This is a genomic window from Methanosarcina sp. MSH10X1 (assembly GCF_004099695.1).
Lineage (GTDB): Archaea > Halobacteriota > Methanosarcinia > Methanosarcinales > Methanosarcinaceae > Methanosarcina.
This window is the reverse complement of sequence record NZ_SCHL01000006.1, coordinates 32,995-47,849: the sequence shown is the minus strand read 5'-3', so window position 1 is coordinate 47,849 and position 14,855 is coordinate 32,995. Positions and strand designations below refer to the sequence as shown.

Annotated in this window: 9 protein-coding genes and 1 pseudogene; 5 read left to right on the top strand and 5 right to left on the bottom strand. The window is 44.5% G+C overall.

Annotation, left to right across the window (positions count from 1 at the left end; genetic code table 11):
• Window positions 1-122 precede the first annotated feature (122 nt).
• On the top strand, window positions 123-818 hold the full coding sequence (locus EQO05_RS06855) for a type 1 glutamine amidotransferase (protein ID WP_128505013.1): 696 nt from the start codon (window positions 123-125) through the stop codon (window positions 816-818).
• Window positions 819-821: 3 nt separating this feature from the next.
• Here the strand turns inward: EQO05_RS06855 and mprF are convergent, their stop codons facing one another.
• A complete protein-coding gene (gene mprF / locus EQO05_RS06850; RefSeq protein WP_128505011.1) occupies window positions 822-3,458 on the bottom strand; it encodes a bifunctional lysylphosphatidylglycerol flippase/synthetase MprF in 2,637 nt (878 codons plus the stop codon).
• A gap of 498 nt (window positions 3,459-3,956) precedes the next feature.
• Between mprF and EQO05_RS06845 the strand changes: the two genes are divergently transcribed.
• Together EQO05_RS06845 and EQO05_RS06840 are read left to right on the top strand one after the other, a co-directional pair.
• Window positions 3,957-4,259 (top strand): hypothetical protein, encoded by a 303-nt coding sequence (locus EQO05_RS06845; RefSeq protein ID WP_205793724.1) that lies wholly within the window; start codon window positions 3,957-3,959, stop codon window positions 4,257-4,259.
• Window position 4,260: 1 nt separating this feature from the next.
• On the top strand, window positions 4,261-4,881 hold the full coding sequence (locus tag EQO05_RS06840) for a sarcinarray family MAST domain-containing protein (RefSeq protein ID WP_128505009.1): 621 nt from the start codon (window positions 4,261-4,263) through the stop codon (window positions 4,879-4,881).
• 312 nt (window positions 4,882-5,193) lie between these two features.
• On the opposite strand, the gene EQO05_RS06835 is transcribed toward EQO05_RS06840, so the two are convergent.
• Together EQO05_RS06835 and EQO05_RS06830 are read right to left on the bottom strand one after the other, a co-directional pair.
• On the bottom strand, window positions 5,194-6,666 hold the full coding sequence (locus EQO05_RS06835; protein ID WP_128505007.1) for an MATE family efflux transporter: 1,473 nt from the start codon (window positions 6,664-6,666) through the stop codon (window positions 5,194-5,196).
• Window positions 6,660-6,899, bottom strand: coding sequence for a hypothetical protein (locus tag EQO05_RS06830; RefSeq protein WP_128505006.1), 240 nt, complete (start codon window positions 6,897-6,899; stop codon window positions 6,660-6,662). The genes EQO05_RS06835 and EQO05_RS06830 overlap by 7 nt, the downstream gene beginning before the upstream one ends.
• 731 nt (window positions 6,900-7,630) lie before the next feature.
• On the opposite strand from EQO05_RS06830, the gene EQO05_RS06825 reads away from it, so the two are divergent.
• Window positions 7,631-10,165 carry a DUF3656 domain-containing protein gene (locus EQO05_RS06825; RefSeq protein WP_128505004.1) on the top strand — a complete coding sequence of 845 codons (2,535 nt, stop codon included), beginning with the start codon at window positions 7,631-7,633 and terminating at the stop codon, window positions 10,163-10,165.
• Between the two features lie 79 nt (window positions 10,166-10,244).
• Here the strand turns inward: EQO05_RS06825 and ppcA are convergent.
• Window positions 10,245-11,795 (bottom strand): annotated as a pseudogene (ppcA, locus tag EQO05_RS06820) (phosphoenolpyruvate carboxylase).
• A gap of 488 nt (window positions 11,796-12,283) precedes the next feature.
• On the opposite strand from ppcA, the gene hcp reads away from it, so the two are divergent.
• Window positions 12,284-13,912 (top strand): hydroxylamine reductase, encoded by a 1,629-nt coding sequence (gene hcp, locus EQO05_RS06815; RefSeq protein ID WP_128505002.1) that lies wholly within the window; start codon window positions 12,284-12,286, stop codon window positions 13,910-13,912.
• A gap of 141 nt (window positions 13,913-14,053) precedes the next feature.
• Here the strand turns inward: hcp and EQO05_RS06810 are convergent, their stop codons facing one another.
• Window positions 14,054-14,791, bottom strand: a complete 738-nt coding sequence (locus EQO05_RS06810; protein WP_128505000.1) for a hypothetical protein — start codon at window positions 14,789-14,791, stop codon at window positions 14,054-14,056.
• Between the last annotated feature and the right edge of the window lie 64 nt (window positions 14,792-14,855).

Sequence of the window (14,855 nt, the reverse complement as noted above, 5' to 3'; positions counted from 1 at the left end):
GTAAAGATCGGATACACTGTAATAACGAAAACACAGGAAATACTTCTTTGTCTGGCAGTAAATCTAGAACCTGAGGAATTTAAATGTAAATATTTAATTTCGAAACTGCAAACTTATCTCTCATGAAAATCCAGGTTCTCCAGCACTCAGCCATAAATACCCTCGGCACCATCGAAGAATATGCAAAAATTAAAGACCACAGGCTTGAGTCAACCCGTTTTTACGAACCTAAAAGCCCGCCGGTTCCTGACTCTTTTGACCTGCTTATCATCATGGGCGGTCCTATGGGAATCTACGATTATGAAGAAAACCCATGGCTGAGAGATGAGAAAGTGTTTATCAAGCAGGCAATTGAAGCAGGAAAACCGATACTTGGAATCTGTCTTGGCGCACAACTGCTTGCTGACATCCTTGGGGCGCGGATTTATGAGAACCGTTACATTGAGATGGGCTGGTTTCCTGTAAGGGCATCCGGCGGCGAGAATAAGCCGGAATTTCTTGAAGGGCTGCCGGATGAGATTATGGTTTTTCACTGGCATTCTCGGACTTTTGACCTGCCGCCAGGGGCTGTTCTCCTTTTTGAAAGCGAGGGCTGCAAGAACCAGGGGTTTACTTATAACGGCAGGGTTGTAGCGCTTCAATTCCACCCCGAGGTGAATGAAGAAAGAATTCAGTCTCTGATCGAGCGGTTCGGAGAAGGGATTGTGGAAGGGCCGTTTGTACAGAAAACACAGGAAATGCTCGGGAAGCGAGAATATCTGGCAGGGACAAAAGAATTCATGTTTCTGGTGCTGGATAAGTTTGAGAAAATGGTTTAAAAATTATTCCGGCACTTTTTCCGGAGTCTGATGCTCTCTACGCCCTGTAACTCTTTTATTTTCCTTTGCGAAAATCCCTTTCATTCCTCCTGAGATCAGGGCTGCTATATCTTTCAGGACAAGGCCCTGTTTGAGCCCCTTCGGGAGAGCGATATATCTCGGGCTCCAGACCGGATTAAACTTCTCTTTAAAGTCCCTCAAGCCTTTGTAATTATAAAAGTGTTCGCCGTGTACAAAAATCAGAGATCCGATTTTATGCCAGATTGGGGCAAACTGCCGGTTTTCAAGCCCTGAGAGGGGAGCCATTCCCAGAGAAAAGCGTCTGTATCCCATTTCTTTTCCCCAGAGCATAAGCTTGACAAAAAGATATTCCATTGTCCTGTCCGGGGCATTGGGACTGTAGCGCATCAGGTCAACGCTGATTTCTTCTTTATCCGCGCCTGGCCATACGTTTGCAAAGGCAACGATTTCGGACTCGTTCCTTACAAGGGCAATCGGGAAGTTGCTCAGGTATTTCTCGTCAAAAAACCCAACTGAGAATCGCTTTTCTTTTCCTGCTTTCATTTCCAGCCAGGCATCCGAAATCCGCCGGAGTTCAGGCATAAGGTCGAGAACCGCTTCTCCGGAAACAATTTCAAACCTGTATCCCTTTTTTTCCACGTTCCGCACTGTATAGCGGAAATCTTTGCTTGCACTTCCTTCGAGGGTAAAAGCCTCAATGGGAACTTTTGCTTCCTCCCCGATTTTTATCAGGGTCAGGCCAAGGTCAAGATATACAGGAATATACTTTTCGCTAACCTCATAAAAAGCGGCCCTGCCCTGTTGCAGTTTACTTATCTCATAAAAGTCCCATATCAATTCTTTTGCCTGACTGCTGGTTCCAACAATGTCTCCCATTGCAACCCAGGTCTTTCCGGAGACTCCATACATCAAAAATGCCTGCTTTTCGTCGTCGAAAAGCAGATATTTGTCTCCGGCAAATACCAGGTTTCCAGCGGTTTCCTGGCTCTGGTTAATAATTGTTTTTGCAAGCTCCATTTCCTCTTTGCCTGGCATATGAACATCCCTGGAAAAGGGGCTCAGCATTTTAGCCATCCCGAAAACCAGCAGCAGGAAGAAAGCTCCAACCGTTGCCCTTAAAAAGCTTGATGCCTGGGAATTAATCCCGAACTGCCACCAGAGATCGTTTGAGTATTCTACATTCCGATATGAGAAAAATCCAAGCCAGACGAAGCTTACAATAACCAGGGCTATAGCAATTATATTCTTCCTGCTGAATGACTGGTGCATAAGCGAGGACTTTCTGTAAAAATACTTCCTGCAGGGAAGCAAAAAGAAGAACAGGGTAAAAAGCACCGCAGCTTCATGATAATCAAAATCTTTCAGGAGGGCAAAAATCCCACCCATCAAAAGCACAACAAGGGAGAGAATGTAGGCCCCGTCAATCCTTTTCCAGAGCCCATTTGCAAGGAGTAGAAGCAGCACTCCCATAATGCTTCCGAGAAACCTGGAAAATTCGATAAGGGGAAGAGGAACGATATAAGTAAGGTCATGGATATACCTGGGATTTGAAGGGAGGGCTCCGGAAAAAAGGAGGGAAACGCCTCCAAGAAAGACCAGAATAGAAAAGATCTGAGGTACTACCTGTGACAGGCTGGAATACGTAGCTTTTCCGACCTTTTCCAGGAATTCATCTCTCTCCTCATACTCATGTAATATAAGAGCCAGGAACCCAAACAGGAATGGTACGAAATAGTAAATTGTCCTGAAAAGAAGAAGCGGTTTTATTATATCGACTGTGCTGAAATACGGTTCCAGCATAAACAGCATCAGAGTCTCAAAAACTCCGAGCCCTCCCGGTACAGTGCTTATCAAACCTATAACCTGCGCCAGCGCAAAGAACACAAGTATATGAAGCAGAGTAAGCTGCGGGTTTGAAGGCAAAAGGAAATAGACAATGCTTCCCGAAAGCAGGTAATCTGCTGAGGATAAGGCAAGCTGCAAGAAAGCTATTTTGGGTTCGGGGATCCTGATAGAGTACTCCTTTATCCTGAAACTCCATTTTTTGAACGATAAAACGAAGTAAACCGCAAAAAACAGCAAGAACAAGATTCCAATAATGTTTAGCGGGACAGGGATTTCGGGCGCATAATCTGACAGCTTGACAGGATAGAATGTAAAGAGCAGTCCTCCGACAAAGCAGAAGCCGATCCAGAAAGTGAGTATGCAAAAGATTATAATTTCCCATATCTCATGTAAGCCCAGCCCGTTTCTCGAATATAACCTGTATCGCAGGGAACTTCCTGTCAGGATATTGAAACCAATAGTATAACTTATGGACGTGCTGATAAAAGAAGCCCGGGCAGTCTGCTTATAAGGCATGGGATAGTTGATATGGCGAAATGCCAGGTAATCGTAACCTGTTAAAGCGATGTAACTCAAACAAGTTAGAAAAAAAGCGAGCTCTATATGGCTCAGTGGAGTGCTGGCAATACTTTTGACAATATACATCGAGTGCAAATGACGTACCTGTTTATCCAGAGTCCACAAAGCCAGGGAAAATATAACTACTGGCAGAAGACAGCCTGCAAGATTCTCTATTTTAAGGGCTTTTTCCCGCATACTTCCTTTGTTTGTCATGAAATTTACGTCTTTTTAATTTTTATATCTTTTATTTCTTATTCTGACAGACAAAATTATTTTCTTAAGATATATACCTCTTGTTACCTGAACCAAACAACAACTTAAGGAATATGTATATTTTGAGTTAGGCGCTCTATTGAGTTGAGTCTTACTGCATATAAGAAATAGATATAGGTCATCAGCCGCACATGAAATTTTTAACTCATTTTTGACTATTTTTTACTTTCTACTTTCCTTTAATACGCTTATTCTTTTTTTGATTACTTTTTGAATTCTTGATATTAATCGATTTTTTCTTTTCCAAAGTAAAGTATTTATCGTGGGAACTCTAATAATTTTTGGTTTCAGTTGATTTTTACTTATCTTGTTTTGGGGAAATTCTGATGGCCGGGAAATTTGGCGAATTTTCTATTTTCTTTGAGGATACCTGTGCCATCTGGACTGCCGTTGTTGCCTCCACACTGGATTTTCACAGTGAATCTATGGACTTATGAAGTGAAAGGAGAATATGAGATTTTTGCGATTATCGATAACGATAATGAAGTAATTCCTAAACCTTATTTTGGTCATAAAGGCCAGAAATATATTAGAATGTACGAGCATATAAGCCACCCCTGTAAAAAGAATCCGAATGGAAGCAGCATTTGGTTGGGTGAAAATTCAAGAATTCGCTTTCAAATAAATGGATACGCAAGTAGCATTGTCGGCAGTGGGCCTAAAGGGGTAGGTGATAAAGAAGGAGGATATTCGGAGAAATCAGTTGGATTTGACGAATTATCAGCAAGGCTAGGTGAATAATATGAAAGCAAAAAGTATTTTTTTAGGTGCTTTTGCATTTGTGATAATATTCTCAAACGTATCACTTGCAAGCAGCCCATATGGAGAAATGGAAGTATATTATAACGAGAAATTGTTGCCCGGTTCGGAAACTGCAAAGCCGACACTAAAAATAGGAGAGCCGTTCAAGGTGAGCATAAATCTTACCGTTTACCAAAAGTCAGAGGTATCAGTGATGTTAAGCGAAATTGGTGATGGAGATTTTGTAATTTTGGAAGGATACACTAAAAAAATGAATAGATATGGATCAAAAGTAATGGAGAAAAATTCTTCTGAATCTTTCGAATGGACAGTTAAACCAACAGATAGTTGGGCTGGCGGTTCTATACCTGTTAATTTAGTTTATCAAATTAATGATTTTGAAACAGGAGATATTTTAGTTAACAGTGGGTTTACCATAGCATATCCCTACATTTCTAACGAATACTATGAAGGCGAAGCTTCAGCCTCCGAAGATCAGCCCACCCCAGAACAGTCAACCTCAGAAAGTTCATCTTCTCCGACGGCATCTGCGCCAGCTTTCAGTTTGGTAACTGCTATTGTTGCGCTTGCGCTTGTATTCTTCAGATTCTATCGTCACTAAATTATTGGATCTAAAAAATATTTACTGAGCAGATATGAGTTTCCAGCTCTTTCCACGCTATATATGCTCTAGAGAATATGCTTCAGCTGGCGGTGCTTTCCATAGTAATTAATTCTGTAAGCGGATAGGTGGCTGCTGGACTCAATCAATTGTGAGCGTTCACATTCAAAACCAGGAATCTGGAAAAAAAGTAAATAACAGCACATGAGCTAGCATCTCTCTGTAAATTTGAAAATTTTGTTTAAAAAACAAGAATGAACGGGCGATAAAGCAATTCTTAAAGCTTTAAGCCTGGGCTTTTAAGAGGTAGTCTCACAAGATTTCCCTTTTTTCAGCAGGCCTGAAGGTAACAAACCTGGAGTTTTCCTCAACCTCGGCTTTTTCGCTCTGTCTGACTCCTGGCAGTGCCTTTTTCGCACCTGCCGGAGGTTTATTTTCAGCTTTTGCATTCTGCCTGAGAAACCTGAATTCCTTCGAAAGCATAATCAGAGCCACAACTATCATTATGTATTCCGTAGCCGGAGAGGCAGACCAGACTCCGTCCAGGCCGAAGAAAACCGGCAGGATAAAGAGCAGGGGAAGGAGGAAAACAAAAATCTTTCCCAGATATATGAAGAGTGCTGCCCTTACCCTGTTTATTGACTGGTAGTAGATGGCTGTAAGAAGTACGGTGCCTTCAACGAGCAATGAGAACATGAAAAACTCCATTCCCCGCAGCGTAACTTTCATGAGTTCGGTATCGTCCTGGCTGAAGATTTGCACCACCCTCTCCGGAAAGAAATAGACCAGCGCAAATCCGAAAATTCCTGTGAGAATGCATGAAAGCATTGTCAGTTTCAGGGTTTTTGAAACCCTTTCGTAGTAACCAGCACCGTAATTGAAGCCTATTATCGGCTGCACTCCGAGGGCTATTCCTTCGAAAAGCATGTAAAAAATTGAGAAAACATATCCTATAATGCCGTAAGCTGAGACCGCAAGCTCGGAGCCGTACCTGAGCAGCATATAATTGTGCACAAAGAGCACAAAAGCCAGTGAGATCTGCATCACGAAGGAAGGAAGCCCGGCTCTGAGAATCCGGATCAGGGTTCCGAGTTTAAATCTCATGGCTTTAAGCCGGAGTTTCAGCTTTGCCTGGCTTCCAAAAAGGTAATGCATTAGCAGCACTGCCGGGAGAGCAAATGAGATAATTGTCGCAGAGGCGGCACCTGCCATTCCCATACCCATACGCATGATAAAAAGGTAGTCAAGCACAAGATTTACAAGTACTCCTGCAATCATAATATTCATACAGAGCCTGGGCTTTCCGTCATTCCTGACCAGTGGATCAAGCGCAATGGTAAGAATCACGAAGATTGAGCCAGCGAAGATAATTCTGAGATACTCGCGGGCAAAATCCAGGGCAGTCCCGCTGGCTCCGAGGATACTTATCGAGGTTTCACAAAAGATCAGCCCCACCAGGGTAAGGACTGCTCCTGTAAGAAGGCACAGGGAAAAAGCATTATGCACTATATCCAGGGCTCCGCTGAGATTCCCCTTCCCTAGTTGCAGAGCCGTAAGACTGGATGCCCCTATCCCGATAATTACACCAATGGCGATTATAGCCATATAAGCCGGATAGGCAAGCGTGACTGCTGCAAGCCCCTGGCTCCCGATAGCATTTCCTATAAAGAATCCGTCAATTACCCCCTGGATTCCGGCAATGATAACTCCCACAACGGTCGGGAAGGCAAATTTCAAGAAGAGATTTACTATATTCCCGGACCTCATTTCTTCGTCACTTACCATTCCAGACCCTCCATAAGCTGCAAAGCCGTTTTTTCGGAAGCCTGGTTTTGAAGCTCCGGAACTCTTTTTGCCCTTGCCAGGTGGAAAAACCTGTTTAAGTAGAGGCAGGTATTATAGGGGTAAGTGGTGTTATTCCTGTTTGGAGATTGGTATTTTCTTCTTATAACTTTGTATATCCTTGAGGGAACGAGGTAATAAAACTCAAACCTCTCAAGCAACTTAAATGAGGTCATGTCTCGTCCTGGACGAAGCTTCAGAAATATGCAAATTCAATTATTGTTGCCCTGTTGCAGAATTAATCAGCCTGCCTGTGCCGGACCGGTACCTGCATATAATCTAGGATTGCTTTATGCTGCATCTCTGCAGCACTTATTCGTTTTAAGAAGCTTCATCGTTTATTAGAGCGTAGAAAAGGATTCAAACGAAATCAAGAATCCTGTACAGCTCTGCAACAAAGAGGGCAAAGTCCGTGCTCAGATAGTTCTATGTTGACAGCTAATTTTATGTAGTAAGAATTATTTATATGTATATATACATTGTCACTCTTTTTTGTTTTAGCGGGTTATTTAATCTGAGATTTCAGAAATCGTTTAAATAACCTGACTGGTTCTTATTTCCACAACATCTCCACTCGATATCCAGGAATCCCGTAATTCAAAAATAGAGATTCAACCGTAATCAAAATCTCCTGAATAAAAAGCTCTTAGAGATCGGAAAAGATCCCGCTTACCACCCATTTTTTATGCGAGAAGCACCTTTACGTTTTAAACTGAACTTACCACATGTGTTATTACTTGAACTTACCACCTGTGTTATTACTTATAGTTATTATTTAATCTAATACGTATATTTATTATGTAAATCTCACCTGCATACTGCCAAGCTTTTAATTTAAAGCATTTGCAAAACCCCCTCTTTATATTTACAGAAACTTGCAGTTATCGAAAAGAACAGCCTGATCAAAATGCCTGCCAAAAATTTTACCTGTACTTCTCCGGAAATCCTGGCTCCCGCTGGTGATGAAGATGCCTTGCTTGCCGCAATTCGAGGAGGAGCTGATGCTGTCTATCTCGGGGTAGGGGAATTCAATGCCCGCCAGGGTGCAAAGAATTTCACTCTCGAAGACCTTGATGAAGCCGTGAAACTTGCCCATTCACATGGGGTGCTTGTTTACCTGGCTCTCAACATTCCCATCAAGCAAAAAGAGCTGCAGCACGCGCTTGAGATCGTAGATCGTGCATATGCAGCCGGAATCGATGCAATTATCCTGCAGGATCTGGGGCTTCTCAAGCTTTTAAAGGAAACCTATCCGGATCTGGAACTTCACGGAAGCACCCAGCTGACGGTCCACAATAAAGGAGGAGTCTTTTTTGTAGCAGGGCTTGGAGCAAAAAGGGTTATAGTCTCAAGGGAACTTACTACAGCCGAGGTAAAGGATATTGTGGACCACTCGAAGGCGGAAATTGAGGTTTTCGTCCACGGAGCCCTTTGCTACTCCTATTCGGGCAAATGCCTTTTCAGCAGTTTTCTCCACGACAGGAGTGCAAACCGGGGAGCCTGTGCCCAGCCCTGCCGGCGCAGGTACAGGTTTGTGGTAGACGGCAAGGATATTGACGAAAAGCATACAGGAGGCAGTTATCCCATAAGCTGTGCCGAACTTTCCACACTCACAGGGCTTGAGGAAATCGTAAAAACAGGGGTAGTAAGCCTTAAAATCGAAGGGCGGATGAAAAAGCCCGAGTATGTTACCGCGAGTGCTGCCGCCTATAAAGCCGCAGTCGAAGGCATCTGCAAGCCAGGCGAGAATCCGACAAAAGAGGAACTCGTATCAAGGGAAGCCGAGCTAGCAAAACTCTTTTACAGGGGCTTTACGCGAGGTTTCGTACTTGGAGAGAAGGGCGTATCCCATCCCAGGTATAGTTCGAACTACGGGGCATTCCTTGGAAAAGTCCTTGATATTTCCCGTTCGAAAGGGAACACAAAACTTACAGTCCGCCTGAACGAAGATATCCGGGTAAAAGACGGCATAAGCATTTTCACGCGGGAAAGGATGCTTGGCTCGGCAGTTACAGGCATAATCACGATTTCAGGCGAGCACGTAAAAAGTGCAAAAAAGGGTGAAAAAGCAGGGCTTGAGATCAGCTCCAAAACCGGAAGAGCAGTGCAGAAAGGCGACGAACTCTATCTCACAACAGATACGCAGCTACTCGATACCCTCCAGAAAGTAAAATTGAAAACCCTTCCTGTGAGCCTGGAAGCAAGGGCCAAGAAGGGGGAGCGGTTTACGGTTGAGATTGCGGGAGAGAACGGAAAGTTCAGGGAGGCCGGAGAGAAGGCTCCCATCGCGGAATTCGCGGACGATTACGTTATTCAGGAAGCCGAAAAAGCCCCAACAACGGCCGAGCAGATAAGAAAGGCAATGGAAAGCCTTGGGGACACTCCTTTTGAAGCCGCATCCATCAAGATTGAAGCTGATGAAAATATCTTCATCCCGGTCGGCGTACTGAAGAATACAAGGAGAAAAGCCGCAGACCTTTTGCTGGAGAAAATCCTCAGTGCAAATAAGAAGGGGCAAAAGCACCCGAACCTGGCAGATTTGAATTACCTGTGTGATTCTGAGAACAACAGGAATTTGACCCGGGAAAGAAATACCCTTTCAAAGCATCCTCTCCTGAGCGTTGATGTAAATGAAAGCTCTTCCGTCTGTGCAGCCGCATTTGCCGGTGCGGATATAGTATACGTCCCGATTTCACAATTTGAAGTGTTGAGCGCGCCTGAGAATGCGGAAAAACTTGAGGATTTGAAAGCCGAAAGAGTCGAGCTCGTCTTCCGGGTTCCCCTGATAAACCATGACCGTGAACTGGATGAACTCGGGCCCCTGCTGGAAAAAATAAAAGCCGCAGGCTTCGGGATAACCTGTTCCGAACTCGGGGCTGCACAACTTGCAAAAGAGCTTTCCATACCCTTTGCCGCAGGAAAGGAGTTCAATATTTTCAACGCTTTCACAGCCAGTACGCTCTACCAGGCAGGGGCGTACCGGGTAACTCTTTCGAGCGAACTCAACCTTAGCGAGATAAAAAATATCTCTGAGGCACTTCAAACCTGTAAAGGCTCAGGACAGACCGAAATTTCCGTTTACGGCAGAGAACTTATGCTTATTACGGAAAATGACCTTTTGAAGCCCCTTATTGACCGAAGGATGGTAAGAAAGAACAGCGAAGTACTTCTTGTTGACCAGGGAGGCTCGGAATTTCCGGTAAAGCGCCTGGGAACCCGCACCCTTATTTATAACTCAAAAGTGCTTGATATGCTGAAGTATGCGGGAAACCTGAAAGGGTACGGCGTAGATGTGCTCCGGCTCGACCTTTCTTTCAACACAGAAACCGAGATCAAGGATATTATAAAGGCATACAAAGAAGCTCTTGCAGGAAAAGAAACAAGGCTAAAACCTGCAAGAGGAGTTGAATATACGACAGGGCACTATTTTAAGGGGGTTTAATCAGGAGTTCAGCCCCTCTTTCTTTCCGGTTTAGGGGAAAGGTACCAGCCGACCGAAAACGACCGTAGAGTGGAATAACTTAACCCAGCGCCTTTCTTATTTTTCCCATTTTGGTGAGGGTCGAACATACAAGCTGGGATACTTCTTCATCCATGCAAGTCCCTGCACCTCCTGCCTGAAGGAGGTCAGGCTGCATCATCTCCAGCAGGATGCGGTACGAGGGTTCGGGCCTGTTTTCAAGGTCAAAGGTCTCACGCACGATCTCAAGATCTCTGCGGATTTCTTTCAGGCATGCTTCGGACAGGAAACGGGAAGCTACATTGAGGTCCAGGTATCCGGATGCAAAACTCAGGTCACCTGCAAGGGAAGGGAAGTATTTGGTGAGCAGATTTTCGCAGGCGGCTTCTCCAAGTTTTTCCCTCGCTTCTTTAAGGGCGCGGCCTGTACCTATGAATTCCGGAGGCAGGCCAATGGAGTAAAGTGCGCCCGTGAACTTTATCGCCCTGGGCAGGTTCAGGTTTTCGGCAGGCATGCAGTCCTCCAGATCCTTTCCGATATCGGTACGGCAGAGTTTGACCAGGCCCGAAATGTCAGGAGCGTTTCTTGAATAGCCTCCTGTCCCTTTATGCATAAGACGGTCCCGCTGCTGGGGGAGAAGGTCAGCTACCCGTTTTATCATCGGAGCCAGTTGCCTGAGCGTCCGGCTGTACTCCGCCCCGAAGATCCCGATGAAGTTTACGATCTCTTCTTTTTCTTCGGCGGAAAGGAGCTCAGGGGTCTCCGGCAACCTATCCTTTGCAAGCTTTACCAGGGCTTCAGCGTCCCCTTTTTCATGGCTGTACCTGAGCGCGGACTGGAGAGTAATGGTTCCGACTCCCCGGTATTCTCTGAAAAAATTCTCTGCGTTTTTCAGGTCAAGGTGTCCCCTGAAAGGCAGAGTCCCTGCTCCGAAGATAATTCCGGTTTTGGTGTCAAGTTCGAGGTTCAGCTCGGAAAGTTCGTTTATTGCGTATTTGCAGGAAAGTGTACTCGCAACATGCCCGAATGAGAGAGCAGAATCGGATTTGCCCAGAAATATCCTGAGCCTGTCCGGAATTGCCCCAAAACGTTCTTTCTAGGCCTGGATCGTGCTTTCGGCAAGTTCCTTTGCATGCAGCAGCGCAGGAGCGTCTTCGATAAGCGGAATTATGCGCGGGACTTCCATCGAGAACCTGAATTCCTTTTTTGCAAGTTCACTCACATCTACCATATGCTGCTGGGCTTCAATAATTTCCCTGACGCTGCCTGTCATGGGATGCACGAACTCATTGATTGCCTGGACATCCGAATATTCAAGGGCATTGTAATTAGCCTCGGCAATCGACATCATAACCATGAGCTGCCTGAACCGGTTTTCCTGAACTGCACTCGGAGCCCTGGGAGTGATGAAAAAATCTTTTCCGGGAACAAGGTCCGTTTCTTCTACGAATTTTGATACGATCTGGACGTTCTGGTGGTAAGGTGTGGCTTTCCCCTCGTAATCCGGCATATATTCGTCACAGCCGAAAACCGTTGCAGCCTCTATTGCTTCTGCCGGTTCTTCCTGCGTCGAGATATATTTCGACGCCGAATCCGGGTGCTGGGTGCACATTACCTTTGGAAAAACGATTTTTCTGCTCATGAAATTGAATCCTCACTGTTTACAGCTTAGTCCTGAAAATTTGCTGCTGAACCCAATATTGAATTAATTAGTTAATTTGATTGAGAATTATTACTAATGTTATTTTCTAACAGATAGCGGGTAAATCTCTTTATTGTTAACCATTAAATATATGCAAACTGACATCGGAGAATAACGTTTACTCAAAGATAAAGATTTCCGTTTACAATAGGTTGACATAAAGATACTTATTCTGAAATTAGCAACCAGTGAATGTTTTCGTAAATGGGAGCAGTATTCTCCGGTACCCTCTTCGAAACTGTTTCCTATATATTAGTTGGTGTTGTCTAATATAGGGTATACTAAATATATCGATATCAAAATGATACTATATATTAGATATCTAAAAAGTTTGAAAACAGTTTTAACTTATGGAAAAATTGCAGGAATCTCGTTATAAACAGTTCTGAGGTGTATAAATGTTCTGTAACCAATGCCAGGAAGCGCTTAATGTAAAAGGCTGTACGAAAAATGGGGTTTGCGGCAAGAAAGGGGAAGTTGCGGACCTTCAGGACAGGCTGCTCTATGTACTCAAGAGTATTTCATTCTATAACCTGAAAGCAAGGGCTGCAGGCCTTAATGAAGAAGCAACCGACAGGTTTGTACTTGACAGCTTCTTTGCAACCCTTACAAATACCAATTTTGACAGGCAGGAAATTGAGTCTCTTCTAAACAAAGGCTTTAAGCTTAGAGACGAGATCAAGGAAAAACTGCCAGCCGAAAGTCTCGCTGCTGAAAAGGACCTGCCTGCCGTGGCTACAGTTACTCCGGAAAATATAGAAAGTCTTGACGTTGCGGTTCATTCCACTCAGGACGAGGATATCAGGTCTCTCCGGGAACTTCTTACCTACGGCTTGAAAGGAATGGCAGCTTATGCTCACCATGCCTACATCCTCGGATACAGGGATGAGGGAATCTATAAATTTATAGAAAAAGGGCTGGTTTCTACCACTGACGACAGCCTGGGTCTGGAAGCTCTGCTCGGCCTGGTACTCGAATGCGGGCAAAAAGGCGTATCCGTGCTCGCCCTTCTCGATAAAGCAAATACCGAAACCTACGGAAACCCCGAACCGACTGATATTAACATCGGGGTAAGGGATAGGCCCGGAATCCTGATCAGTGGGCACGATCTGCAGGATCTGGAACAGCTTCTTGAGCAGACCAAGGGCACGGGAATTGACGTTTATACGCATGGGGAGATGCTGCCCGCAAACACCTATCCTGCCTTCAAAAAATGTGATAACTTCGCAGGCAATTACGGGAATGCCTGGTGGAAACAGAATGAGGAATTCGAGAAATTTAATGGTCCTATCCTCATGACTACAAACTGCATAATTCCTCCAAGGGAGTCGTATAAAAACCGGATTTATACCACAGGCATTGTTGGGTTTGAAGGACTTACCCACATCTACGAAAAAGATGACGGCACGAAGGATTTTGCCCCTCTCATAGAGCAAGCAAGAATGAGCAAGCCTCCCGAACCCATCGAAAGCGGGACTATAACCGCAGGCTTTGCACATGAGGCAGCTCTCTCGGTTGCGGATAAAATTGTTGATGCCGTAAAAGCCGGGAAAATAAGCAGGTTCATGGTTATGGCAGGCTGCGACGGCAGGCATAAGGAAAGAGCTTATTATACGGATTTCGCAAAAGCCCTGCCTGAAGATACCGTCATTCTTACTGCAGGTTGCGCCAAGTACCGCTATAATAAACTTGATCTTGGCGATATCGGAGGAATTCCGAGAGTAATCGATGCCGGGCAGTGCAACGACTCTTACTCGCTTGTGGTAATTGCCCAGAAGCTTGCGGAGGCTTTCGGGGTTAAGGACATAAACGACCTGCCTATCTCTTATAATATAGCCTGGTATGAGCAAAAAGCCGTGCTTGTTCTGCTCGCCCTTCTGAGTCTCGGCGTAAAGAATATTACCCTCGGTCCGACACTTCCGGCTTTCCTTTCACCTAATGTGGTTAAAGTGCTGGTTGAAAACTTCAATCTCAGGCCCAGTACAACCGTCGAAGAGGATATGAAAGTTCTTCTGAAGCAGGCTTGAAATCAGACAGCCTCAGGCAGGGGCTTTGCGGCTCGCGTTTTATTTTTTTGCAGCAGCCCTTGCCGATAATAACTTTTAGAACGACGTATTGTTTTTCTGTTACTGTCCCAAAGCACTGAACGGGCTTTAAAGAGCTCGAAATTAAACGATTTTAAAGCTTTTGTTTAGTCTGATCTCATGGTAACCGCAGTTTCGGCATTTGAAATACCTGATCTTCTTTCTGAGAGCGCGATTAATGACGTCAATGTTCCTGTATTCTTCTATTGAATGCTCTTTCCCGCATTCTTCGCAGGTGTCTTTCAAATTGTCCTGTTTTTTCTCACGATGGTGATCTACAGGTTGAAATTCTATTTTTATGTCTTTATGACCACAGTTTTTGCAATGCCAGTACTGTGTTAAGGTTTTTGTGTAAGCATCGATTTTGCTCTCTTCTTTTACGAGGGGAGCCTGATATTCCTCAAAAACGAAATGCTTCCCGCATTTCTCACAGTATGAATCCGTAAAATAGCTCACTACGCCTCTGTAATAACCAAACATATAAAGGAAAACGACTTCTGACACAATTGTTAAAAACTTCCCCCATGATAGAAAACCTTCGAATTGTGCAGAGAAAAGTACAGGGAAAGCCATCAAAAACAGGAATAATAAGATTGAAAGAATGAGGAGTTTTGAGAATAGCCTGGCTCTCTTTCGAATCCTTTCCGGTCCAAGCTTATTTGCCAGACTAACGGCTTCCTCCCTGCTCTCAGGACTATATCTGGGATTTAGCCTCTGGCTCATCTCCACGATGTCGTTTTCAGGATCTATTCTGTAACTGATGCCATCATAAACAGCCTGATACGAGCCTGATGGAAACTTTATGCGTTTATCTTTTGCCAATAGATCAGCGGCCTGTTCTTGTTGGATTAACTGTTATTTATTACTACTTTTTATATATCTCAGG

Bases quoted from the DNA above. Each gene is read 5' to 3' on its own strand.
- EQO05_RS06855 (WP_128505013.1), top strand. From the start codon at position 123: ATGAAAATCCAGGTTCTCCAGCACTCAGCCATAAATACCCTCGGCACC.
- mprF (WP_128505011.1), bottom strand. From the start codon at position 3,458: ATGACAAACAAAGGAAGTATGCGGGAAAAAGCCCTTAAAATAGAGAAT.
- EQO05_RS06840 (WP_128505009.1), top strand. From the start codon at position 4,261: ATGAAAGCAAAAAGTATTTTTTTAGGTGCTTTTGCATTTGTGATAATA.
- EQO05_RS06835 (WP_128505007.1), bottom strand. From the start codon at position 6,666: ATGGTAAGTGACGAAGAAATGAGGTCCGGGAATATAGTAAATCTCTTC.
- EQO05_RS06830 (WP_128505006.1), bottom strand. From the start codon at position 6,899: ATGACCTCATTTAAGTTGCTTGAGAGGTTTGAGTTTTATTACCTCGTT.
- EQO05_RS06825 (WP_128505004.1), top strand. From the start codon at position 7,631: ATGCCTGCCAAAAATTTTACCTGTACTTCTCCGGAAATCCTGGCTCCC.
- hcp (WP_128505002.1), top strand. From the start codon at position 12,284: ATGTTCTGTAACCAATGCCAGGAAGCGCTTAATGTAAAAGGCTGTACG.